The organism is Bradyrhizobium barranii subsp. apii (assembly GCF_011516635.5).
Taxonomy (GTDB): Bacteria; Pseudomonadota; Alphaproteobacteria; order Rhizobiales; family Xanthobacteraceae; genus Bradyrhizobium; species Bradyrhizobium barranii.
Genome location: NZ_CP096255.1, coordinates 4,793,293 through 4,816,496, shown reverse-complemented (window position 1 = coordinate 4,816,496; position 23,204 = coordinate 4,793,293). Strand labels below are relative to the sequence as shown.

The following is a 23,204-nucleotide window of genomic DNA, read 5'->3' as shown; positions in this document are numbered from 1 at the left end:
ATGCTCTTGGCATGGCCGGATCGTTACTCCCGCTCCAGGAAGCTCGAGCCGATCTCGGCCTTTCTTTTGATGGGATCGTAATCACAATAGACGCTGTCCGCCACCAGCGTGTAGCTGGCGCTGACGGTGTATTTGTCCAGCTTGACCGAGTTCAGGCCGATCACCGAGGTGCTCTTGCCCCCGTTCCACTTGAACGGCGTCGAGCTCTTGGCCTGCTCGCAGGCCATCACGGCTTCGTTGAAGACAGAGCCCTCGACGAACGCCTTCAGCGTTCGGACCTGCACGGCCATCTTCCACTCGAAATAGCCGATGGCGCCAAGGCCGGCGACGATCAACACCAGAAGCGCGATGACGATCCGCTGAAAAGTCATTCGTTTCCCCCCAAAACAATATTGCCGGCAAAAACGTCTAGAACGGCATTCCCATCAATTTGGACAAGCGCTCAATCGAAAGATAGCCGGCATGATAGGCCGCGATGCCGATCCCGTAGATGATCGCCGAGATGATCGTGGTCCAGATCAGCTTGCCTCTCATCCGCGTCAGAACCGGTGCGCCGGGGTCGGTGCCAGGCGCGCCGACGCCGTCCTCGTGCTGGCTGCGCACGCCGAACGGCAGCGTCAGAAACAGCGCGATCCACCAGATGACGAAGTAGATCGCAAGCGCGGTCGATATCTGGATGGCCATGATCCGGCGCCCTACGCCTGCTCGATTTCGACCAGCGCCCCGGAAAAATCCTTCGGGTGCAGGAACAGCACCGGCTTGCCGTGGGCGCCGATCTTCGGCACGCCGTCGCCGAGCACCCGCGCGCCCTCCTTAACCAGCGTGTCGCGCGAGGCGATGATGTCGACGACCTCGTAGCAGATGTGATGGATGCCGCCGTCGGCATTGCGCTCGAGGAACTTCGCGATCGGCGAGGCCTCGCCGAGCGGCTCGATGAACTCGATCTTGGTATTGGGCAGCGTCGCGAACACGGTGGTGACGCCATGCTCGGGCAGCGCGACCGCCTCCGAGATCTGCGCCCCGAACGCCGCGCCATAGATCTTGGCGGACTTGACGGCGTCCTTGGTCGCGATCGCGACGTGGTTGAGGCGACCCAGCATGTTTCTTCTCCCTCAGCGCATGATCCGAAGACCATGCTCAACTACACCGTCAGGACGTGTACCAGACAGGGGGGCTTTTTGCCCCAATGTTCGTTGATGACGGCCCGGACAGCGCGTCGCACCGACTCAGCCAGGGCATCCGCATCGCGGCGGCGGGCCTTCGGCAGGCCCTCGATGGTGGAGACCACGGCATCGAAGACGAGGTCGTCGAAGGGCTCGCCGTCCCGGTTCTTCTCGGGAATGCCGACGAGATCGACCTCGGGATCGTCGGCAAGCTCGCCCTGCTCCGTCATCGCGACCGCGACGAAGGCGCAGCCGGAGAAAGCCATGCGGCGACGCTCGACCACGGCGCGGGACTTGGAGTCCTCCAAGATCGTGCCGTCCTTGTAGATCCGGCCGGAGGGCACCTCGCCGATGATGCCGGGATCGCCCGGGCCGAGCTTGATCAGGTCGCCGTTGCGAACGACCAGGACGCGCGGCACGCCGGCGGCGCGCGCGAGCTTGGCATGCTCGTTCAGGTGCAGCGCCTCGCCATGGACGGGGATCAGGAGCTGCGGCTTGGTCCAGGCGATCATGTCGCGCAATTCGTCGCGGCGGGGATGGCCGGAGACGTGGACCAGATGGTCGCGGTCGGTAAGGACCTCGACGCCCTGCAGCACCAGATTGTTGATGATGGAGCCGACGGCCTTCTCGTTGCCCGGGATGGTGCGCGAGGAGAAGATCACGCTGTCGCCGCGGTTGAGCGTGATCTCGGGATGGTCGTCATTGGCGATGCGCGCCAGTGCCGCGCGCGGCTCGCCCTGGCTGCCGGTGCACAGCGCCAGCACCTTGTCCTGCGGAAGATGGCCGTAGACCTCGGGCGAGCGGAAATTCTGCACGCCGTCGAGATAACCGGTCTCGCGCGCGACCTGCACCACGCGCTCCATGGCGCGGCCGACCACGACGACCTCGCGATCGGCAGCCCTGGCCGCGGCAGCGACGGCCTTGATGCGCGCGACGTTGGAGGCGAAGGTCGTCACCGCGACGCGGCCCTTGGCGCCCTTGACCAGGTCGATGATGGTTCGCGCGACCTCGGCTTCCGAGGGCGAGCGGCCGTCACGCACGGCGTTGGTGGAATCGCCGATCAGGGCGAGCACGCCCTCCTCGCCCAGTTCACGCAGCCGCTTCTCGTCGGTCGGGCTGCCGAGCGTCGGCGTCGGGTCGATCTTCCAGTCGCCGGTGTGCAGCACCGTGCCGGCGTCAGTGTGGATCGCCAGCGCGTGCGCTTCCGGGATCGAATGCGCGACGGGAATGAACTCGACGTTGAACGGGCCGATATCGACGCGGCCGCCCGACGGCACCACCGTCACGGGGATTTTCGGCGCATTGCGCTCGGCGGCGCATTTGGCCTCGAACAGCGCCGCGCTGAACTGCGTGGCATAGATCGGGCATTTCAGCTTCGGCCAGAGGTCGATGATGGCGCCGAAATGGTCCTCATGGGCGTGGGTCAGCACGAGACCCATCAGGTTCTTGCGTTCCTTCTTTAGGAAGCTGATGTCGGGCATGATCAGGTCGATGCCCGGCAGATGCTCCTCGTCGCCGAAGGAGACGCCGAGATCGACCGCCAGCCAGGCGCGCTGCTGGCGGTTGCCGAGGCCGTAGATCGACAAATTCATGCCGATCTCGCCGACGCCGCCGAGCGGCGCAAATACCAGTTCGTCAGGCTTCGCCATCACACAGCTCCCACGGAGGCGGCCGAGCCGAAGAACACCTCGCCGGCCGCCACCGGGAGGCGTCGGCCGTCAACGGTGCGGACGATCAGGCAGCCTGTGTCGTCGATGGTGTCGAAAATGCCTTCCAGCGTCATCGTTCCCGTGTTGATCGCGACCCGTTCGCCGAGGCCGCAGGCGCGCTCCAGCCACAGCTTGCGGATCTCGGCAAAGCCGCGGCCATTGTCCCAGATGCCGAGGAACTCGACCCAGGCGTCGGACAGCGCCGAGAACAGCTCTTCCGCGCTGATCTGGACGCCGAGTGCGGCCAGCGACACGGCCGGCGTCGGCGTGCCCTCCGGCGCCGCCACGACGTTGGTACCGATGCCGACGACGACGGCGAGACGATCGCCGATAGCCTCGGCTTCGAGGCCAATGCCGACCAGCTTCTTGCCGCCCGCGAGGACGTCATTCGGCCATTTCAGGGCGTATCTGGGCCGCTCAGGACCAAGCCGCAACGCGGCCTCGAGGCTGACCTTCTCCAGCGCCGCCTCTTCCGCAAGCCCCGCCGCGAACCCGATGGTGGCGGCAACTGCAGGCGCAATATCCAGGACCTCGAGGACGCTGGCGGCGAGGTTGCCCTTTGGCGCGATCCAGGCGCGCTGGCGGCGGCCGCGGCCGGCGGTCTGGTCGGAGGTGACGAACCACATCGGGCCGCGTTCGCCGGCCCGCGCGTGCTCGATGGCGTCGGTGTTGGTCGAGCCGGTCCGTTCGAAAGCTGCGAGCTTGTAGCCCGCCGAGAGTGCGCGAGGACCGAGCGCGAACCCCATCCTAAAACAGCGACTTTGCCGCGGCGGAGGCGACGCTCACCACCGGGCCCGCGAACAGCGCGAAGAGGATGTTGAACAGGCCAAAGACAGCCAGCACAGTCTTCACCTCGACGCGCACCGGATCGACCTGACCGGCCGGCTCGTCGAAGTACATCGTCTTGACGATGGTCAGGTAGTAGTAGGCGCCCACGACGCTGGTCAACACGCCGATGACGGCGAGCGTGAACAGGTTCGCCTTGATGGCGGCGACGAAGACGTACCATTTGGCGAAGAAGCCGGCGAGCGGCGGGATTCCGGCGAGCGAAAACAGCAGCATCGCGAACATGAAGGCGAGCAGCGGATTGGTCCGCGACAGACCGGCGAAATCGCTGATCTTCTCGACGGCCTGGCCGTTGCGCTTCATCGCCAGAATGACCGAGAACGAGCCGAGCGTCATCGCCACATAGATCACGATGTACATCAAGACGCCCTGCGCGCCCTCGACCGTGCCGGAGGCGAGGCCGACCAGGGCAAAGCCCATGTGGCCAATCGAGGAATAAGCCATCAGGCGCTTGATGTTGGACTGGCCGATCGCGGCGAAAGAGCCGAGCGCCATCGAGGCGATCGCCACGAACACCAGGATCTGCTGCCACTGCGAGACGATGCTGGGGAACGCGGTCAGCGTGACGCGCGTGAAAACGGCGAGCGCGGCCACCTTCGGCGCCGAGGCGAAGAAGGCGGTGACCGGCGTCGGCGCGCCCTCGTAGACGTCAGGCGTCCACATGTGGAACGGCACGGCCGAGACCTTGAAGCAGAGGCCGGCGAGCAGGAAGACCAGGCCGAACACCAGGCCGATATTCGAGACCGTCGCGGCCGCCGCGATGCCGGTGAAGCTGACCGTGCCGGTGAAGCCGTAGATAAGCGAGGAGCCGTACAGCAGCATGCCCGAGGACAGCGCGCCGAGCACGAAGTACTTCAGGCCGGCTTCGGTCGACTTGGCGTTGTCGCGGTTCGAGGCCGCCACGACATAGAGCGCGAGCGACATCAGCTCGAGGCCGAGATAGAGCGAGATCAAGTCGCCGGCCGAGATCAGCACCATCATGCCGAGCGTCGAGAGCAGCACCAGGATCGCGTATTCGAAGATCCGGCGCGACGGGTCCGACAGGAACTCGGTCGACAGCACCAGCGTCACCGCCGAGCCGATCAAGGCCAGGATCTTCATGAAGCGGGCAAAATCGTCGACGATGAAGCTGCCGCCGAAGGTGACGTGCTTGCCCGCAGGCTGTGCGTAGACGAGCACGCCGACCACGACCAGCAGCAGGACCGAAAGCGTCGTGACGGTCTTGGTGGTCTCCTGCCCGCGATAGGCCCCCAGCATCAAGAGTGCCATGGCGCCGACCGCGAGCACAATCTCGGGCAGCACCGGCGCCAGTTGATAACCTGCAGTCTCAAAGCTCATGGCGATATCCTGACCTGCCCGATCACTGGAGCAGTGCGGCGGCCTTCACGGCCGTCACAGCGGTGTTGTAATTATTGACGAGTTGCTGGACCGAGACGGCCGACATGTCGAGCACCGGCTTCGGATAGACGCCGAACAGGATCGTCAGCGCGATCAGCGGGAACAGCGTCACGCACTCGCGGAAAGTGAGATCCTTCATGCTCGCCAGCGACGGCTTGACCAGCGCCCCGAACACGACCTTGCGGTACAGCCACAGCGCGTAGCAGGCCGACAGGATCACGCCGAAGGTCGCGAAGAACGCGGTCGGGATCGAGACCTTGAAGGTGCCGAGCAGCGTCATGAACTCGCCGACGAAGCCGGAGGTGCCGGGCAGACCGACATTGGCCATGGTGAAGATCATGAAGGTCAGCGCGTAGAGCGGCATCCGGTTGACGAGGCCGCCATAGGCCGCGATCTCGCGGGTGTGCATGCGGTCGTAGACGATGCCGACGCAGAGGAACAGCGCGCCGGAGACGATGCCGTGCGAGATCATCTGGAACACGCCGCCGGCGACGCCCTGCATGGTGCCGGCGAAGATGCCCATGGTGACGAAGCCCATATGCGCCACTGACGAGTACGCGATCAGCTTCTTCATGTCCTCCTGCATCAGCGCCACCAGCGAGGTGTAGATGATCGCAATCGCGGAGAGCGTGAAGATCAGCGGCGCGAAGTCGTGCGAGGCCAGGGGGAACATCGGCAGCGAGAAGCGCAGGAAGCCATAGCCGCCCATCTTCAGCAGGATCGCGGCCAGAACCACCGAGCCCGCGGTCGGCGCCTCGACGTGGGCGTCGGGGAGCCAGGTGTGCACCGGCCACATCGGCATCTTCACCGCGAACGACGCGAAGAAGGCGAGCCACGCCCAGGTCTGCAGGGATCGCGGCACGGCGGTGTGCATCAGGGTCGGGATGTCGGTGGTGCCGCCGTTCCAGTACAGCGCCATGATGGCGAGCAGCATCAGCACCGAGCCGAGCAGCGTGTAGAGGAAGAACTTGAACGACGCATAGACCCGGCGCGGACCGCCCCAGACGCCGATGATCAGGAACATCGGGATCAGGCCGCCCTCGAAGAACAGGTAGAACAGCACGAGATCGAGCGCCGAGAAGGTGCCGATCATCAGCGTTTCCAGGATCAGGAACGCCATCATGTATTCGCGGACGCGGTTGGTGATCGCCTTCCAGCTCGCGATGATGCAGAACGGCATGATGGCGGTGGTCAGGATCACCAGCGGCAGCGAGATGCCGTCGACGCCCATGTGGTAGGTGATGCCGGTGGCGAGCCAGTTCGCCTTCTCGACGAACTGGAAGTCAGCGCTCGACGGATCGAAGCGCATCACCAGGATCACCGACACCGCGAAGGTGATCAGCGTGGTCCACAGCGCGATCCAGCGCGCATTGCGCCGGGCCGCCTCGTCATCGCCTCGGCTGAGATAGACGATCAGCGCGCCAACCAGCGGCAGGAACGTCGTGACCGAAAGGATTGGCCAGGTTGTCATTTACTGGCCTCCAAAGCCGAACATGAACCAGGTGATCAGGCCGGCGGCGCCGATCAGCATGGCGAACGCGTAGTGATAGAGATAGCCGGTCTGGATCTTCACCACGTTGCGGGTGACGTCCAGCACGCGGGCCGAGATACCGTCGGGACCGAGACCGTCGATGATGAAGCCATCGCCCTTCTTCCAGAGCTGATAGCCGATCCACTTCGCCGGACGGACGAAGATGAGATCGTAGAGCTCGTCGAAGTACCATTTGTTGAGCAGGAACTGGTACAGCATCGGCTGCGTGTTCGCGAGCTCGACCGGCAGATACGGCCGGCGGATGTAGAACAGATACGACACCAGGAAGCCCAGCACCATCATCACCGTCGGCAGGATGGCGATGGTCTCGGGGATGTGGTGCATCTCCTCGATGATGTGCGGGTTCATCTTCACGGACTCGCGGAAGAACTCCTCGACGCCGTGACCGGCGAACAGCTCCTTGAACGGGAAGCCCGCGACGATCGAGCCGACCGCGAGAACGCCGATCGGGATCAGTATCCAGAGCGGAGCCTCATGCGCGGCCTCGTAGTGATGCTCGTCATGGGGCTCGCCGTGGAAGGTCTTGAAGATCAGGCGCCAGGAGTAGAACGAGGTCAGGCTGGCGGCGACGACCGTCATCAGGAAGCCGTACATCGCGAACGGATTATGCGAGGCGTAAGCGGACTCGATGATGGCGTCCTTGGAGAAATAGCCCGCCGTGAGTGGGAAGCCCGTGAGCGCCAGCGTGCCGATCACCATCACCGCATAGGTGTAGGGGATCTTGCGCCAGAGGCCGCCCATGTTGCGGATGTCCTGCTCGTGGTGCATCGCGTAGATCACCGAGCCGGAACCTAAGAACAGCAGCGCCTTGAAGAAGGCGTGCGTGAACAGGTGGAACATGCCGACCGAATAGGCCCCTGCTCCCATCGCCACGAACATGTAGCCGAGCTGCGAACAGGTCGAGTACGCGACGATACGCTTGATGTCGTTCTGGACGAGGCCGATTGTCGCGGCGAAGAACGCCGTGGTCGCGCCGAAGAACATCACGACGGCCTGCGCGTTCGGGGCGAGCTCGAACAGCGGCGACAGGCGCGCCACCATGAACACGCCGGCGGTGACCATGGTCGCGGCGTGGATCAGCGCGGAGACCGGGGTCGGGCCTTCCATCGCGTCCGGCAACCAGGTGTGCAGCAGGAACTGCGCCGACTTGCCCATCGCGCCCATGAACAGCAGGAGGCAGGTCAGGGTCAGCGCGTCGGCGTGCCAGCCGAGGAAGTCGATGGTCTTGCCGGTCAGGCTCGGAGCTGCATGGAAGATGGTCTCGAAATCGGTCGAGCTCGTCAGCATGAAGATCGCGAAAATGCCGAGCGCGAAGCCGAAATCGCCGACGCGGTTGACCACGAAGGCCTTGATCGCCGCCGCGTTCGCCGACGGCTTCTGGTACCAGAAGCCGATCAGGAGATAGCTCGCGAGACCCACGCCTTCCCAGCCGAAGAACAGCTGCACGAGGTTGTCGGCCGTCACCAGCATCAGCATGGCGAAGGTGAACAGCGAGAGATAGCCGAAGAAGCGCGGCCGATACGGATCCTCGTCCATGTAGCCGATGGAATAGAGGTGCACGAGCGAGGACACGGTCGTCACCACCACCAGCATCACGGCGGTGAGCGTGTCGACCCGCAGCGTCCAGTAGACCTGGAGGTCGCCCGACATGATCCAGGGCAACAGCGGAATGCGCATGTCGTGGTGCATGAAGCCGACATCGACCAGCGTCATCCAGGACAGCGCCGCCGAGACGAACAGCAGCGCGGTCGTGATCAGCTCGGCGCCCCGCGAGCCCGCGGCCGGCGGCTCGACCGGGCCATGGTCGTGGTCATCGTGAGCGTGATCGTCGTGACCATGGTCGTCATGGGCCGCCGACGCATGCGCGTCGCCGTGGCCATGATCGCCGTGATGCTCGACCTCGTCGCCCGAGGGGTTGCGGGCATGCGCGCCGAACAGCGCGATCAGGCCAGCAAGGATGGCGCCCAGCAGAGGCAGAAAGACAATCGCCTGAACCATGACTGAGCTCAGCCCTTCATCAGATTGACGTCCTCAACCGCGATCGAGCCGCGGTTGCGGAAATAGACCACCAGGATGGCGAGACCGATCGCGGCTTCCGCAGCCGCAACCGTCAGCACCAGCAATGCGAAGACCTGGCCGACGATGTCGCCGAGGAAGGTCGAGAATGCCACGAGGTTGATGTTGACCGAGAGCAGGATCAGCTCGATCGACATCAGGATGACGATGATGTTCTTGCGGTTCAGGAAGATGCCGAGGATCCCGAGCGTGAACAGGATCGCGCCGACCGCCAGATAATGTCCGAGCCCGATCGTCATTTCACCCACTCCGCCGCGTCGCTGTCCTGGAGCCCCTGCCCCGACGCCACCTTGCGCATCGCCATCGCCATCTCGGGCGTGCGTGCATTCTGAACGTTGATGTCCTGCCGCTTCACGTTCGCCTTGTGGCGCAGCGTCAGCACGATGGCGCCGATCATGGCGACCAGCAGCACCATGCCCGCGAGCTGGAAGTAGTGGATGTACTTCGTATAGAGCACGAGCCCGAGCGCCTCGGTGTTGCTGACATTGGTCGGGATCGCCGCCGTGATCGTCTTGGAGACGCCGGGGTTGATGACCCAGAAGCCGACGGTGAGCAGCAGTTCGAACAGGAAGATGCCGCCGATCACGAGGCCCACCGGCAGGTACTCGATGAAGCCCTCGCGCAGCTCGAGGAAGTCGACGTCGAGCATCATGATCACGAACAGGAACAGCACCGCGACGGCGCCGACATAGACGACGATCAGGATCATCGCGAGGAATTCGGCGCCCATCAGCACGAACAGGCCGGAGGCGTTGACGAAGGCCAGGATCAGGTACAGCACGGAGTGCACGGGATTGCGCGAGACAATCACCATCACCGCCGAGGCGACGCAAACGCCGGCGAAGAGATAGAAGAACAGCGCGGGAAGGATCATGCTCTCATCTCACCGGTACGGCGCGTCGAGCTCGATCGCTTTCGCGATCTCGCGTTCCCAGCGGTCGCCATTGGCGAGCAGCTTGGCCTTGTCATAGAATAGTTCCTCGCGGGTCTCGGTCGCGAACTCGAAGTTCGGACCTTCGACGATGGCGTCGACCGGACAGGCCTCCTGGCAGAGGCCGCAATAGATGCACTTCACCATGTCGATGTCGTAGCGCACGGTGCGGCGGGTGCCGTCGTTGCGGCGCGGGCCGGCCTCGATGGTGATGGCCTGCGCCGGGCAAATGGCTTCGCACAGCTTGCAGGCGATGCAGCGCTCTTCGCCGTTCGGATAGCGGCGCAGCGCATGCTCGCCGCGGAAGCGCGGCGAGATCGGGCCCTTCTCGAAGGGATAGTTCAGCGTCGGCTTCGGCTGGAAGAAATAGCGCATGGCGAGGAAGAACGCCGAGACGAATTCCGACAGCAGGAGCGAGCGTGCAGTGGCGTTGACATTGATACCCATGACGGCCCTCACTTCGGCGCGATGCCGGCGAAATGCAGCACACCGGCCACCACTACCACCATCGCCAGCGACAGCGGCAGGAAAACCTTCCAGCCGAGGCGCATCAATTGGTCGTAGCGGTAGCGCGGCACGATCGCCTTTGCCATCGCGAACAGGAAGAACATGAAGAACACTTTGAGCGAGAACCAGATGATCCCCGGCACCCAGTTGAAGGGCGGCAGATCCACCGGCGGCAGCCAGCCTCCGAGGAACAGGATCGTCGCCAGCGCGCACATCGTGACGATCGCGACATATTCGCCGAGCATGAACAGCAGATACGGCGTCGAGCCGTACTCGACCATGAAGCCGGCGACGAGCTCTGATTCAGCTTCGACGAGGTCGAACGGCGGACGGTTGGTTTCCGCCAACGCCGAGACGTAGAAGATGACGAACATCGGGAACAGCGGCCACACATACCAGTTCAGGATGGTGAGCTGCGGCAACCCGATCAGGCTGGCGAGGCCACGGGCATGCTGGGCCTCGACCACGGCCGACAGGTTCAGCGTGCCGGCGCAGAGCAGCACCGTGATGATGACGAAGCCGATCGAGACCTCGTAGGACACCATCTGCGCCGCCGAGCGCAGCGCGGCCAGGAACGGGTATTTCGAGTTCGACGACCAGCCGGCCATGATGATGCCGTAGATCGACAGCGACGAGATCGCGAAGATGAAGAGCACGCCGACATTGATGTCGGAGATCACCCAGCCGAGATTGGTCGGGATCACCGCCCAGGCCGCGAGCGCGAGCACGCATGAGACCAAGGGAGCAAGGAGAAACACGCCCTTGTTGGCACCGGACGGGATGATCGGCTCCTTCAGCACGAACTTGAGCAGGTCGGCGAAGGACTGCAGCAGGCCCCAGGGGCCGACCACGTTCGGGCCACGACGGATCTGCACCGCCGCCCAGATCTTGCGGTCGGCGAGCAGGATGTAGGCGATCGCGACCAGCAGGACGACGAGCACCAGGACGCTCTCCGCGACCATGATGATCAGCGGCCAGAGGAAACCGGTCCAGAATGCGCTTTCGAAGAATTCCATCGGCTCACTCCGCGGCGGTCAGCATCTGCCCGGAGGCAAGCCGCGAGCATTCCGCCATCACGGCGGACGCACGCGCGATTGGGTTGGTCAAATAGAAGTCCTCGATCGCCGGCTTGAACGGCGCCTTCTCCGGCGAGCCGCCCTTCCCCGCCAGCTTCTTGATCTGGTCGGCGGCGCCGGCTTCGACCTGGTCGAGACGGATCAGGTGCGGCGCGGCCTTGAAGATCGCCTGGCGGAGCGCCGACAGCGAGTCATAGCCGAGCTTCTTGCCGAGCGCCTCCGACAGGGCACGCACGATCGCCCAGTCCTCGCGGGCTTCGCCCGGCGGGAACGCAGCGCGGCCGGTCATCTGCACGCGGCCTTCGGTGTTGACGTAGATCGCAGACTTCTCGGTGTAGGCGGCGGCAGGCAGGATGACGTCGGCGCGATGCGCGCCGCGGTCGCCATGGGTGCCGATATAGACGACGAAGGTGCCGTCCGACGGCTTGATCTCGTCGGCGCCGAGCAGGAACAGCACGTCCAGCGTGCCGAAGGTCGTCATCTGCGCCGCGTTCAAGCCACCCGCCGTGGCGGAGAAGCCGATATCGAGCGCACCGACGCGCGAGGCGGTCTCGTGCAGCACGCCAAAGCCGTTCCAGCCATCCTTCACCGCGCCGACATCGAGCGCGAGCTTGGCGGCGGCGGCGAGAATGGCGGCGCCGTCGTGACGCGAGGCCGCGCCTGCGCCGACCAGGATGATCGGGTGCTTGGCGTTCTTCAGCACGTCCATGAAGGAGTGCTTGCCGGCCGCGAGCTCGCCGAGCGTCTCGGTGCCTGCACCCAGATGATCATAATCGTAGGTCAGGTCGACCTTAGCGCCGATCACACCGACCTTGAAGCCGCCGGCGCGCCAGCGCTTGCGGATGCGAGCGTTGAACACGGCCGCTTCCTTGCGCGGATTGGCGCCGATGATGAGCAGCGCATCGGCCTGCTCGACGCCGACCAGCGTCGGATTGAAGATGTAGGAGCCGCGGCCGAGCGCGGGATCGAAGGCGTCGCCGCCCTGCACCGCCAGATTGCCCGAGCCGTACTTGGCGAGCAGGTCCTTCAGCGCGAACATCTCTTCGACGCCGGCGAGGTCGCCGGCGATCGCGCCGATGCGCTTGCCGTCGGTGCGCGCCGCTTTCGCAGCGATCGCGGCGAAGGCTTCCGGCCAGCTCGCCGCGCGCAGCTTGCCGGCTTCGCGGATATAGGGCCGGTCGAGGCGCTGGGTGCGCAGGCCGTCGACGACGTGACGGGTCTTGTCGGAGATCCACTCCTCGTTCACGGCCTCGTTGATGCGCGGCAGCACGCGCATGACTTCACGGCCGCGGGTGTCGACGCGGATCGCCGAGCCGATGCCGTCCATGACGTCGATCGACTGGGTCTTGCCGAGCTCCCACGGGCGCGCCGCGAAGGCATAGGGCTTCGAGGTCAGCGCGCCGACCGGGCAGATGTCGACGAGATTGCCCTGCAATTCCGACGTCAGCGCGTGCTCGAGATAGGTCGTGATCTCCATGTCCTCGCCGCGGCCGGTGGCGCCCATCTCGGGCGCGCCGGCGACTTCCGCCGAGAAGCGGACGCATCGCGTGCACTGGATGCAGCGGTTCATCGAGGTCTTGACCAGCGCGCCGAGGTACTTGTCCTCGACGGCGCGCTTGTTCTCGGCGAAGCGGCTGGTGTCGACACCATAGCCCATCGCCTGGTCCTGAAGGTCGCACTCGCCGCCCTGGTCGCAGATCGGGCAGTCCAACGGATGGTTGATGAGAAGGAATTCCATCACGCCTTCGCGCGCCTTCTTCACCATCGGCGACCGCGTGGAGATTTCCGGCGGCTCGCCCTTGGGGCCCGGACGGCAATCGCGCACGCCCCAGGCGCAGCTTGCGACCGGCTTCGGGCCGCCCTTCACTTCGACGAGGCACATCCGGCAATTGCCGGCGATCGACAGCCGCTCGTGATAGCAGAAGCGCGGAATCTCGGCGCCCGCAGCTTCGCACGCCTGGAGCAGCGTGTACTCGGCGGGGACATCGATCTCTTTTCCGTCGATGATGAGCTTGGTCATTCTCTCTACTCCGCCGCGACCATGTTCACGGGATCGCGGACGCCGATATCGTCGATGTCAGCCTTGTGCGAATACTGGTCGATGCGCGCTTCGATCTCGTGACGGAAATGCGCGATCAGGCCCTGGATCGGCCAGGCGGCTGCGTCGCCGAGCGCGCAGATGGTGTGGCCTTCGACCTGCTTCGTGACTTCGAGCAGCATGTCGATCTCGCGCTTGTGGGCGCGACCGTCGGCCATGCGGGTCAAGACGCGCCACATCCAGCCGGTGCCCTCGCGGCACGGCGTGCACTGACCACAACTCTCGTGCTTGTAGAAATAGGAGATGCGGGCGATGGAGCGGATCAGGTCGGTCGACTTGTCCATCACGATCACGGCCGCGGTGCCGAGGCCCGAGCGCAGCTTGCTCAGGGAGTCGAAATCCATCGGCGTATCGATGATCTGCTCGGCCGGCACCATGCGCACCGACGAGCCGCCGGGGATCACGGCCTTGAGGTTGTCCCAGCCGCCGCGGATGCCGCCGCAATGCTTCTCGATCAGCTCACGGAACGGAATGCCCATGGCCTCTTCGACGTTGCAGGGCCGCTCGACATGGCCGGAGATGCAGAAGAGCTTGGTGCCGACATTGTTCGGACGGCCGATGCCGGCGAACCAGGCCGCGCCGCGGCGCAGGATGTCGGGCGCAACCGCGATCGACTCGACGTTGTTGACGGTGGTCGGGCAGCCGAACAGGCCGACATTGGCCGGGAACGGCGGCTTCAGGCGCGGCTGGCCCTTCTTGCCTTCGAGGCTTTCGAGCAGCGCGGTCTCCTCGCCGCAGATATAGGCGCCGGCGCCATGCGCGACGTAGATGTCGAACGGCCAGCCGTTGACATTGTCCTTGCCGACGAGCTTCGCCTCATAGGCCTGGTCGATCGCGGCCTGGAGATGCTCGCGCTCGCGGATGAACTCGCCGCGGACATAGATGTAGCAGGCATGCGCGTTCATCGCGCAGCTCGCGATCAGGCAGCCTTCGATCAGGAGATGCGGATCGTGCCGCATGATCTCGCGATCCTTGCAGGTACCGGGCTCGGATTCGTCGGCGTTGACGACGAGATAGCTCGGCCGTCCGTCGGTCGATTCCTTCGGCATGAACGACCATTTCAGGCCGGTCGGGAAGCCGGCGCCACCGCGCCCGCGCAGGCCCGACGCCTTCATCTCGTTGATGATCCAGTCACGGCCCTTGTCGATGATATTCTTCGTACCATCCCAGGCGCCGCGGCGCCGCGCGCCCTCGAGCCCCCAGTCGTGGAGGCCGTAGAGGTTCTTGAAGATGCGGTCCTTGTCCTCGAGCATTTCAGTGCTTTCCGATCAACGATTGGACTGCTTGTAGGCAAGTCCGGCGGCGCAGACGGCGAAAGTCAGCGCCCAGAGTAGGCTGCTCTCCTGCGTCGCGTTCATCACGAAGCGCTGCAGCAGGAACATGAAGGCGGCCGCGACCGCGGCGTGCATGACGACGAAGCCCCACTTGTTCACGGCCTCGTTCCCTCCAATTGCGGGGAGATCACGCATCAGGTGATCTCCTTCAGCGTGGTCGGCCCACCCGTCGGCGCCGAGAACTGGCGGCCGTTCTGCGGACCGGGCTTCGGCGGATTGCCCGAGGCGAAGCCGTCGAGCACCTTGCCAAAGGTTTCCTTGGTCAAATCCTCATAGGTGTCCTTGCCGATCAGCACCATCGGCGCATTCACGCAGGCACCGAGACATTCCACCTCTTCCCAGCTGAAATTGCCGTCCTTGGAGAGATGGAACGGCTCGTGGTGGATGCGGTGCTCGCAGACGTGGATGAGATCCTCGGCGCCGCGCAGGCGGCACGGCGTTGTGCCGCAGACCTGGACGTGGGCCTTCTTGCCGACGGGGGCGAGCTGGAACATCGTGTAGAAGGTCGCGACTTCGAGCACGCGGATATAGGGCATGTCGAGCAGATCGGCGACGGCGCGGATCGCGGCTTCCGACACCCAGCCGTCGTGCTGTTCCTGGACGCGCCAGAGGATGGCGATGACAGCGGAGGCTTGCCGGCCGGCCGGATATTTCGCGATCTGCTGCTTGGCGAACGCGAGGTTCTCCTCCGTGAACGCAAAGCTCGCGGGCTGGACTTCCTTCGGTGCTAATCGGCGAACGGACATCTCTTATCTCTCACTGCATACGGCGCGCGGTTTTCGCATTCAGGGCATCGATCCTGTCCTGCCAGAATGCGCTTGCGGTGCCGAAAACGTTGTAGCCGACGTGGGTCGAGACCTTGATGCGGTCGAGGATCGACAGCTCGGTCACGGTCTCCATCCGGTTGCTGCGCGGATCGAACACGATCAGCTTCAGCGGCGTCTGTTCGAGGATAAAGCGCGACACCGCGTGGCTGCGATCGCTGCCGTGCTCCTCGCACATGATGACGCTGTCGGTCTCAAGCAGCCGTGCGCCGCCCTTGATCGCCTCGATCTCGACGCCCTCGACGTCGAGCTTGATCAGGTACTTGCCGTGGGCCGCCACCTTGCCGTCGTCGATGAGATTGTCGAGCGCGAGAACCGGCACGTCCTCACCGCCCGCCGACGGTGCGCCAGCGATGCTGAAGGCCTCATGCTTGGTGCCTGACAGCCGCGCGGTACCGCGCGCCGCGCCGATCGCGCATTTCAGCGTCTCGAAGCGGTTGCCGTTGACGCGAGCGTTGTTGGCAAGCTTCGGATAGTTCTGCCCCGACGGCTCGATCGCGATCGCCTTGTGCGATCCGAACGGCTTGCTCGACACCAGCACCGACCAGTAGCCGTAATTGGCGCCGCAATCGAGCAGCGTGTAGTCGACGTCGATGGAGTCGGCGAACAGGACCTCCAGCTCGTCCTCGTAATTGTAGGAGCGGTTGAGCAGCTTGCTCCAATAGCCGTCGCCGTAGGGGAATTCGAACACGGCATCGGGATTGAGCCTGATCGCGATGTTGCGCTCGGGCAGCGTCTTCCGCAGCAGGTTTGCGCAGGCGATGTAGCCCATGTGCGAGAAATGCGAGGAGATCTTCGATCCCGTCACCAGCGCCAAGGCAGCCGTCCGCTCCCACAGGTTGGCCCCTTCAAGGGCCCCCGAGGCACGGTCAAACTGGATTGGCGCCTGCGCCATCACCGATCGACCTCTCCGAACACGATGTCGAGCGAGCCGAGGATCGCCGAGACGTCGGCGAGCAGATGGCCGCGGCAGATGTGGTCCATCGCCTGAAGATGCGCAAAGCCCGGCGCGCGGATCTTGCACTTGTAGGGCTTGTTGGTGCCGTCGGAGATCAGATAGACGCCGAACTCGCCCTTCGGCGCCTCGACCGCGGTGTAGACCTCGCCGGCCGGCACGTGGACGCCTTCGGTGTAGAGCTTGAAGTGATGGATCAGCGCTTCCATCGAGCGCTTCATCTCGCCGCGGCGCGGCGGCGCGACCTTGTTGTCTTCGACGACGACAGGCCCCTTCCCGTCGGCTGCGTTCAGCTTCTGGATGCACTGCTTCATGATGCGCACGGACTGGCGCATCTCTTCCATGCGGATCAGGTAACGATCGTAGCAGTCGCCGTTCTTGCCGATCGGGATGTCGAAATCCATCTCGGCGTAGCATTCATAGGGCTGCGACTTGCGCAGGTCCCAGGCCGCGCCCGAGCCGCGCACCATGACGCCCGAAAAACCCCACTCCCAGGCTTCCTTGAGCGGCACCACGCCGATGTCGACGTTGCGCTGCTTGAAGATGCGGTTGGCGGTGAGGAGACGATCGAGGTCGTCCACGACCTTCAGGAACGGATCGCACCAGGCCTCGATGTCGTCGACCAGCTTCTGCGGCAGGTCCTGATGCACGCCGCCGACGCGGAAGAAGGCTGCGTGCATACGGCTGCCGGAGGCGCGCTCGTAGAACACCATCAGCTTCTCGCGCTCTTCGAAGCCCCACAGCGGCGGGGTCAGCGCGCCGACGTCCATCGCCTGCGTGGTGACGTTGAGGAGGTGCGAGAGGATGCGGCCGATCTCGCAATAGAGCACGCGGATCAACTGGCCGCGGCGCGGCACCTCGATGCCGAGCAGCTTCTCAGCCGCCATGCAGAAGGCGTGCTCCTGGTTCATCGGCGCGACGTAGTCGAGCCGGTCGAAATACGGGATCGCCTGCAGATAGGTCTTCTGCTCGATCAGCTTCTCGGTGCCGCGGTGAAGCAGGCCGATATGGGGATCGACACGGGCGACGATTTCGCCGTCAAGCTCCAGGACCAGACGCAGCACGCCGTGCGCAGCCGGATGCTGGGGCCCGAAGTTGATGGTGAAATTGCGAAGCTGTTCGGGTTGCTCGTTCATGATCAGACCTTCGGTCCCGCCTTCTCGTCACCGGGAAGCGGATAGTCCGCCCCTTCCCACGGCGAGAGGAAATCGAACTTGCGGAATTCCTGGTTGAGCCGGACGGGCTCGTACACCACCCGCTTCTCCTGGTCGTCGTAGCGAACCTCGACGAAACCGGTGGTCGGGAAATCCTTGCGCAGCGGATGGCCCTCGAAACCGTAATCGGTCAGCAGGCGGCGCATGTCGGGGTGCCCGACGAAGAACACGCCATAGAGGTCGTAGGCCTCGCGCTCGAACCAGTCCGCGCCGGGGAACACGTCGATCAGCGACGGCACCTGCGTGGTCTCGTCGGCCTGGGCCTTGAGCCGGATCCGCGCGTTCAAGGTCGGAGACAGGAAGTGATAGATCACGTCGAAGCGTTTTTCGCGCGACGGATAGTCCGCGGCCGTGATGTCGGTGAAGTTGATGAACCGGCATTTCGGATCGTCGCGGAGGTACTTGACCACCTCGACGATCTTGCTGACCTCGACATCCACCGCGAGCTGGTTGAAGGCAACCGAATGACCGATGGCAGCGCCCGGAAGCGCGCTAACGATCGTCTGCCCCAGGGCGTCGAGCTTAGCGTCGTCCATGACGTAAAACCTTAGCGTTCGATGGTGCCGGTGCGGCGGATCTTCTTCTGCAGCAGCAGCACGCCGTAGAGCAGCGCTTCCGCCGTGGGCGGGCAGCCCGGCACGTAGATGTCGATCGGCACGATGCGGTCGCAGCCGCGCACGACCGAGTAGGAATAGTGGTAGTAGCCGCCGCCATTGGCGCAGGAGCCCATCGAGATGACGTAGCGCGGCTCCGGCATCTGGTCGTAGACCTTGCGCAGCGCAGGCGCCATCTTGTTGGTCAGCGTGCCGGCGACGATCATCACGTCGGACTGGCGCGGCGAGGCACGCGGCGCGAAGCCGAAGCGCTCGACGTCGTAGCGCGGCATCGAGACCTGCATCATCTCGACCGCGCAGCAGGCGAGACCGAAGGTCATCCACATCAGCGAGCCGGTACGGGCCCAGGTGATGAGGTCGTCGGTCGCGGCCACGAAGAAGCCCTTGTCGGACAGCTCGGAGTTGACCTCGAGGAAAAACGGATCGTTGGCGCCGACCGGCCTGCCGGTCGACGGATCAAGGATGCCCTTGGGGGCCGGCGCGACGACCGGACCTGTGGACGATGCAGGGTTCAATCCCATTCCAGTGCTCCTTTCTTCCATTCATAGGCGAACCCGACCGTGAGCACGCCGAGGAACACCACCATGGACCAGAAGCCGGTCGCGCCAAGCTTGCCGAACGCCACCGCCCAGGGAAACAGGAACGCCACCTCGAGGTCGAAGATGATGAAGAGGATGGCGACCAGATAGAAGCGGACGTCGAACTTCATGCGAGCGTCGTCGAAGGCGTTGAAGCCGCACTCATATGCCGACAGCTTTTCCGGGTCCGGCTGCTGGAACGCCACGATGAAGGGCGCGATCAGCAGCACGAGGCCGATGAGGCCCGCTACCCCTATAAAGACGACGAGTGGAAGATAGTTCTGCAGAATGCCGCTCATTGACGAGCCCTTTTTCCCGCAGCCTCGGGACAGCCACGGATTCGTCCAGTTTGGAATTGTTCTGAGCCTTAGCGCAGTGCACCAATGGGCGCAAGACACGCTCTTTTTAGGCCCTTTGCCGCCCCCAGAACGATAGAAATCCCGGAATCGCCCCGCGGCTGGTATGGAGCAGATCGCCAATCCCAGCAAGGGCGGCCACAGTTTTGCAGGGCAGCCGTTCGAGGATTGAGGCACACGGGCCGAGGCAGCTATTTGCCGCGTGTCGTCCGCGATAATTGCCCGGTTTTCTGGGTGCGGCAGCGCACCCAAACCCAGGCAATGACCAGCACCGGGGCCCCCACCGTCACCCAGGCGACATACTGGCCGACCGTTCCCCAGAGTAGCGCAGCCAGCAGGCCGGTGATGGTCGCGGCCGCGAGCAGGATGGGTGCAGCAAAGACACGTATCCACAGGCCCGAGCGGTCAGAGGAGCCATGCATCACGACGGGACCGGGGTTCGTCTGGCGAATGCGTCGGTCCGGGCGGGCGCGCGCTTGCGCCGCCGTGCCAGCCAGAGATAGAGGCCACTGCCGATCACAACGATCGTGAGAATGTCGAGCACGGCCCAGATCACCTTGAGCGGCAACCCGCCATAATCGCCGAAATGCAGCGGCTGCGAGATCAGGAGCGCCTGGAGATAGACCGGCAGCGCCCGGCTGTCGGCGACCTCCCCTGTTTCGCCGTCGAGCAGGACCGGCTTGAGCAGCCGCGCCGTCAGCGCCGTGTCGCCGCGCATGAAGGCAGCAAAGTGGTGCGACGACGTGAACGGCGTTCCCGGAAACGCGATGAAGGCAACCTCCATCCCGGGCGCCGTCTGCCTCGCGCGCGCCACGACGTCGTCGAGCGAAGCCAGATGCGACGGCGGCGGCTTGCCGGCATAGGGCGCGACCATGCTGGCAAGCTCGGTGGCCTTCCACTGGTTGAGCATCAGCTCGGCCCAGGTGTTGACGACGCCGGTGAGGCCTACCACCAGTGCCCAGGCCACCGTCACGACGCCGATCAGATTGTGCCAGTCGAGCCAGCGCACGCGGCGCGAGGCGTGGCCGCGAATGGTGGCAAAGCGCAGCCGGCGGGTGAACGGCCAGTACAGCACCACGCCGGAGATGATGGCGATTGCGAACAGCAGGCCCATCCCGCCGAGGAACAGTTTTCCGGGCTGGCCGGCAAACATGTCGGTATGCAGCTTGAGCATGATCAGCATCGGCCCGATGCCGACCGGTCCGAGCAGCTTGGTCGACATCGCATCGAACGCGCGCACGGTCGTGTTGTCGGGCAGCCCGTTGACGGCGCTGTTGGTGAACGCGGTCACGATCCCGGGCTCGTCCTTGTCCCAGGCGATATATTGCAGCACCCGGCCGGGATCGGCGGCGAGCGCGGCGTCGGCGACGGCTTGCGTCGTCGCACGCGCCGCGCCCGCATGAGCTTCGGGCTGGGGGGCATAGCCCAGGAGCTCATCGATCTCGTGATGGAAGATCAGCGGCAGGCCGGTCAGGCAGAGTAGCAGCAGGAAGACGGTCGAGATCAGGCTGATCCAGGTGTGGACCACGGACCAGAGCCTGACCGTGCGCGCCTTCACGAGGCCCTCCCCTCGCCGGCGCCTACCACTTGTAGGAGACGCTGGCGGTGACGCGCCGGCGGTCGCCGTAGAAGCATGACGAGGCCGCCGCGCAGCTTGCGACGTAGATCTTGTCGGTCAGGTTGATCACGTTGATTGCCGTGCGCCAGTTCTGCCACTCGTAGTGGACCGCGAGGTCGCCGAGCACGACCGCGGGAACCTCGAGGGTGTTGGCGGCGTCCGCCCAGGAGGCGCCGACATAGCGCACGCCGCCGCCGAAGCCGAATCCCGCAAGCGGTCCGTCCTTGAATGTGTAGTCGGCCCAGCCCGAGACCAGGAGCTCAGGCGTGTTGGTCGGCGTCTTGCCGACCAGCGCCGGGTTCAGGTCCCTGCTGGTGAAGAGATGATAGGCCGTGAAGGCGCCGATGAACTTTAACTCCTTCGTAGCATTTGCGACCGCTTCGAGCTCGATGCCGCGCGAGGTCACCTCGCCGGTTTGGTTCTGCAGCGTGGTGATGATCGGATCGGTAGTGGGTACATTCTGGCGCTTCAGGTTGAACACCGAGGCAGTGAAGTAGCCATCAAATCCCTTGGGGGCGACCTTGACGCCGATTTCGGCCTGCTGGCCGGTCTCCGGCTGGAACAGCTGATTTTGCGCGTTGAGCCCGATAATCGGGTTGAAACTCGTCGCGTAGGAGATGTAGGGCGCGATGCCGTTGTCGAAATTGTAGATCAAGCCTGCGCGACCGCTGAACTGGCTGTCATTGTTGCTGGCGAGCGTCGCCCCAGTGTCACGGGCGGCCTGCGTCGTCTCGACCCAGTCGTTGCGGCCGCTCAGCACCAGCGTGAAGTTGCCGAGCTTCATCTGGTCCTGCAGATAGGTGCCGGCCTGCTTCTGCGTGATCAGGAAGTTACGGAACGGCGGGCCTGTGAGCGGGATGTTACTGCCGTAGACCGGATTGAGCACATTGATCGGAGGAACGGTGCCGAAGTTGAAGGCCTGATAGTCGTCGATCTGATAGCCCTTCAGATCGACACCGAACAGCATCGTGTGCCTGACAGGACCGGTGTTGAAGCGATATTCCAGCTGGTTGTCGAGATCGGCCTGGTTGGCGGTATCCTTCGCATACCAATTGTAGCGACCGAGAGAGGCCGCATTGATATTGTCCCAGCCGTTGCCGATGTAACCGCGATAGGTCAGGTCGATATGCGCAAATCGCGCATTCTGCCGGAACGTTAGATCGTCGGTGACATTGCGCTCGAACTGATAGCCGAGCATCTCCTGCTCGCGCGTGAACTTGTCGACGCTGGGATCGCCGACGAAGAAGCTGGTCGGGATCTTGCCGAACGGCGCGTTGGTCACCGTGCCCTGGTAAGGCAGGAAGTTGATGCCGCGGGTGTCGGTCTTCGATGCCGACGCCAGAACCGTGAAAGTCGTATCGGCATCCGGCTTCCAGGTGAAGGACGGCGCAATGAAGTAGTTGTTGTCCGGCGTGAAGTTGACCTGCGTGTCGCCGTTCCTGATCTCGCCGACGACGCGGTAGAACAGCTTGCCGTCCTGTTTGCCATCCTGGGGCTGCGTTGCGATGGGACCGCCGACATCGAAGCCGACATAGGCGTTGCCGAAATTGTTGACGCCGGTCTCGATGTAGCGGATCGGCTCGGTCGGCGGCATCTTGCTGATGACGTTGACGATGCCGCTCGGGCTCGATCCACCATAGAGCACCGCCGACGGGCCGCGTAACACCTCGACTCGCTCCATATTGGACGGCGGAAGCCGCCAGCTCGCATAGGCCGTGTAGAACAGCTGCGTGCCGTCGAGAAACAGTCCGATGTCGTCGGACTTGAAGCCGCGGATCAGCCACCAATCGTTGCGCGTGTCCGCACCGAAGGTGCCAGCCCGCACGCCGGCGGTGTAGCGCAGAACCTCGTCAAGCTTGGTCGCCTTCTGGTCGCGGATCTGGTCCGCGCCGATCACCGACACCGATTGCGGCGTCTCCATGATCGGCGTGTTGGTCTTAGTGCCCGACGAGCTGCGGTTGGCGACGTAGCCGTTCACCGGACCGCGCGGCGTCTCGACGAAGCCGACATTGCGCTGCTGAAGCGGTCTGCGGCTGGCGGCGGTCTCTACCGACGGCCGCGCCACGCGGCGGGCGGCCGCAGCAGGTGCGCGGCGTCGTGCTTCCGGCGCGTTGACGGTGACCGACGGCAGGTTTTGCGCACCGCCTTGCGCCGAGGACTGCGCAAGCGATGCCTGCGGTACCACTGCGAAAGCAGACGCGGTCGCCAAGACGACCGACCGCAGCATACGAAGACTGTTCAACGCGCACCCCAACATGTCTGTTTGCTTGCGTCATGCCGTCGTTCCCCCAACGGCAGGCGCTTGCAGTGACGCTTAGGTGAGCGCGCGCGAATTCCCTAATTGAAAACCTCTTA

24 protein-coding genes are annotated in these 23,204 nt (G+C 64.3%); all 24 read right to left on the bottom strand.

The genetic code is table 11. The annotated features are described in order from the left end of the window. Positions 1-23: 23 nt before the first annotated feature. Positions 24-371, bottom strand: coding sequence for a hypothetical protein (locus tag HAP41_RS22865; RefSeq protein WP_014494873.1), 348 nt, complete (start codon positions 369-371; stop codon positions 24-26). Positions 372-408: 37 nt separating this feature from the next. Continuing rightward, on the bottom strand, positions 409-684 hold the full coding sequence (locus HAP41_RS22860) for a DUF1467 family protein (RefSeq protein WP_038943027.1): 276 nt from the start codon (positions 682-684) through the stop codon (positions 409-411). An 11-nt stretch (positions 685-695) separates the two neighbouring features. Further along, the gene (mce, locus tag HAP41_RS22855) at positions 696-1,100 is read right to left on the bottom strand and encodes a methylmalonyl-CoA epimerase (protein ID WP_028149063.1); all 405 of its coding nucleotides are present in this window, start codon (positions 1,098-1,100) and stop codon (positions 696-698) included. Positions 1,101-1,141: 41 nt separating this feature from the next. After that, positions 1,142-2,812, bottom strand: coding sequence for a ribonuclease J (locus HAP41_RS22850; RefSeq protein WP_166096991.1), 1,671 nt, complete (start codon positions 2,810-2,812; stop codon positions 1,142-1,144). Then, positions 2,812-3,618: a biotin--[acetyl-CoA-carboxylase] ligase gene (locus tag HAP41_RS22845; protein WP_166096992.1), complete on the bottom strand. Its 807-nt coding sequence runs from the start codon at positions 3,616-3,618 to the stop codon at positions 2,812-2,814. The genes HAP41_RS22850 and HAP41_RS22845 overlap by 1 nt, the downstream gene beginning before the upstream one ends. A gap of 1 nt (position 3,619) precedes the next feature. Next, the gene (gene nuoN, locus HAP41_RS22840) at positions 3,620-5,056 is read right to left on the bottom strand and encodes an NADH-quinone oxidoreductase subunit NuoN (protein WP_166096993.1); all 1,437 of its coding nucleotides are present in this window, start codon (positions 5,054-5,056) and stop codon (positions 3,620-3,622) included. Positions 5,057-5,078: 22 nt separating this feature from the next. After that, positions 5,079-6,587, bottom strand: a complete 1,509-nt coding sequence (locus tag HAP41_RS22835; RefSeq protein ID WP_135216787.1) for an NADH-quinone oxidoreductase subunit M — start codon at positions 6,585-6,587, stop codon at positions 5,079-5,081. Beyond that, the gene (nuoL, locus tag HAP41_RS22830; protein ID WP_166096994.1) at positions 6,588-8,666 is read right to left on the bottom strand and encodes an NADH-quinone oxidoreductase subunit L; all 2,079 of its coding nucleotides are present in this window, start codon (positions 8,664-8,666) and stop codon (positions 6,588-6,590) included. 8 nt (positions 8,667-8,674) lie between these two features. Then, positions 8,675-8,983, bottom strand: coding sequence for an NADH-quinone oxidoreductase subunit NuoK (gene nuoK, locus HAP41_RS22825; RefSeq protein ID WP_008547737.1), 309 nt, complete (start codon positions 8,981-8,983; stop codon positions 8,675-8,677). Next, on the bottom strand, positions 8,980-9,618 hold the full coding sequence (locus tag HAP41_RS22820) for an NADH-quinone oxidoreductase subunit J (protein ID WP_028149057.1): 639 nt from the start codon (positions 9,616-9,618) through the stop codon (positions 8,980-8,982). Before HAP41_RS22820 ends, nuoK begins: the two co-directional genes overlap by 4 nt. Positions 9,619-9,627: 9 nt before the next feature. Further along, the gene (gene nuoI / locus HAP41_RS22815; protein WP_014494864.1) at positions 9,628-10,122 is read right to left on the bottom strand and encodes an NADH-quinone oxidoreductase subunit NuoI; all 495 of its coding nucleotides are present in this window, start codon (positions 10,120-10,122) and stop codon (positions 9,628-9,630) included. An 8-nt stretch (positions 10,123-10,130) separates the two neighbouring features. Further along, on the bottom strand, positions 10,131-11,198 hold the full coding sequence (gene nuoH, locus HAP41_RS22810) for an NADH-quinone oxidoreductase subunit NuoH (protein WP_063982981.1): 1,068 nt from the start codon (positions 11,196-11,198) through the stop codon (positions 10,131-10,133). 4 nt (positions 11,199-11,202) lie between these two features. Further along, the gene (nuoG, locus tag HAP41_RS22805; protein ID WP_166096995.1) at positions 11,203-13,278 is read right to left on the bottom strand and encodes an NADH-quinone oxidoreductase subunit NuoG; all 2,076 of its coding nucleotides are present in this window, start codon (positions 13,276-13,278) and stop codon (positions 11,203-11,205) included. A gap of 5 nt (positions 13,279-13,283) precedes the next feature. Continuing rightward, positions 13,284-14,609 (bottom strand): NADH-quinone oxidoreductase subunit NuoF, encoded by a 1,326-nt coding sequence (gene nuoF / locus HAP41_RS22800; protein WP_014494861.1) that lies wholly within the window; start codon positions 14,607-14,609, stop codon positions 13,284-13,286. A gap of 15 nt (positions 14,610-14,624) precedes the next feature. Further along, complete coding sequence (locus HAP41_RS22795) at positions 14,625-14,825, bottom strand: hypothetical protein (RefSeq protein ID WP_166096996.1); 201 nt, start codon at positions 14,823-14,825, stop codon at positions 14,625-14,627. Next, a complete protein-coding gene (gene nuoE / locus HAP41_RS22790; protein WP_028149052.1) occupies positions 14,825-15,436 on the bottom strand; it encodes an NADH-quinone oxidoreductase subunit NuoE in 612 nt (203 codons plus the stop codon). Before nuoE ends, HAP41_RS22795 begins: the two co-directional genes overlap by 1 nt. A gap of 10 nt (positions 15,437-15,446) precedes the next feature. Beyond that, entirely contained in the window at positions 15,447-16,409 is a 963-nt protein-coding gene (locus HAP41_RS22785; RefSeq protein ID WP_028149051.1) for an FkbM family methyltransferase, read from the bottom strand. After that, positions 16,409-17,605 (bottom strand): NADH-quinone oxidoreductase subunit D, encoded by a 1,197-nt coding sequence (locus tag HAP41_RS22780; protein ID WP_135216783.1) that lies wholly within the window; start codon positions 17,603-17,605, stop codon positions 16,409-16,411. Before HAP41_RS22780 ends, HAP41_RS22785 begins: the two co-directional genes overlap by 1 nt. A gap of 2 nt (positions 17,606-17,607) precedes the next feature. Then, positions 17,608-18,219 carry an NADH-quinone oxidoreductase subunit C gene (locus HAP41_RS22775; protein ID WP_135216782.1) on the bottom strand — a complete coding sequence of 204 codons (612 nt, stop codon included), beginning with the start codon at positions 18,217-18,219 and terminating at the stop codon, positions 17,608-17,610. A gap of 11 nt (positions 18,220-18,230) precedes the next feature. Further along, positions 18,231-18,818, bottom strand: coding sequence for a NuoB/complex I 20 kDa subunit family protein (locus HAP41_RS22770; protein WP_061847881.1), 588 nt, complete (start codon positions 18,816-18,818; stop codon positions 18,231-18,233). After that, on the bottom strand, positions 18,809-19,174 hold the full coding sequence (locus HAP41_RS22765) for an NADH-quinone oxidoreductase subunit A (RefSeq protein WP_007603535.1): 366 nt from the start codon (positions 19,172-19,174) through the stop codon (positions 18,809-18,811). The genes HAP41_RS22770 and HAP41_RS22765 overlap by 10 nt, the downstream gene beginning before the upstream one ends. A gap of 248 nt (positions 19,175-19,422) precedes the next feature. After that, positions 19,423-19,653 (bottom strand): hypothetical protein, encoded by a 231-nt coding sequence (locus HAP41_RS22760; RefSeq protein WP_063982974.1) that lies wholly within the window; start codon positions 19,651-19,653, stop codon positions 19,423-19,425. Then, on the bottom strand, positions 19,653-20,789 hold the full coding sequence (locus tag HAP41_RS22755; protein WP_166096997.1) for a PepSY-associated TM helix domain-containing protein: 1,137 nt from the start codon (positions 20,787-20,789) through the stop codon (positions 19,653-19,655). The genes HAP41_RS22760 and HAP41_RS22755 overlap by 1 nt, the downstream gene beginning before the upstream one ends. 22 nt (positions 20,790-20,811) lie before the next feature. Continuing rightward, a complete protein-coding gene (locus tag HAP41_RS22750) occupies positions 20,812-23,076 on the bottom strand; it encodes a TonB-dependent siderophore receptor (RefSeq protein ID WP_166105845.1) in 2,265 nt (754 codons plus the stop codon). Positions 23,077-23,204: the final 128 nt, after the last annotated feature.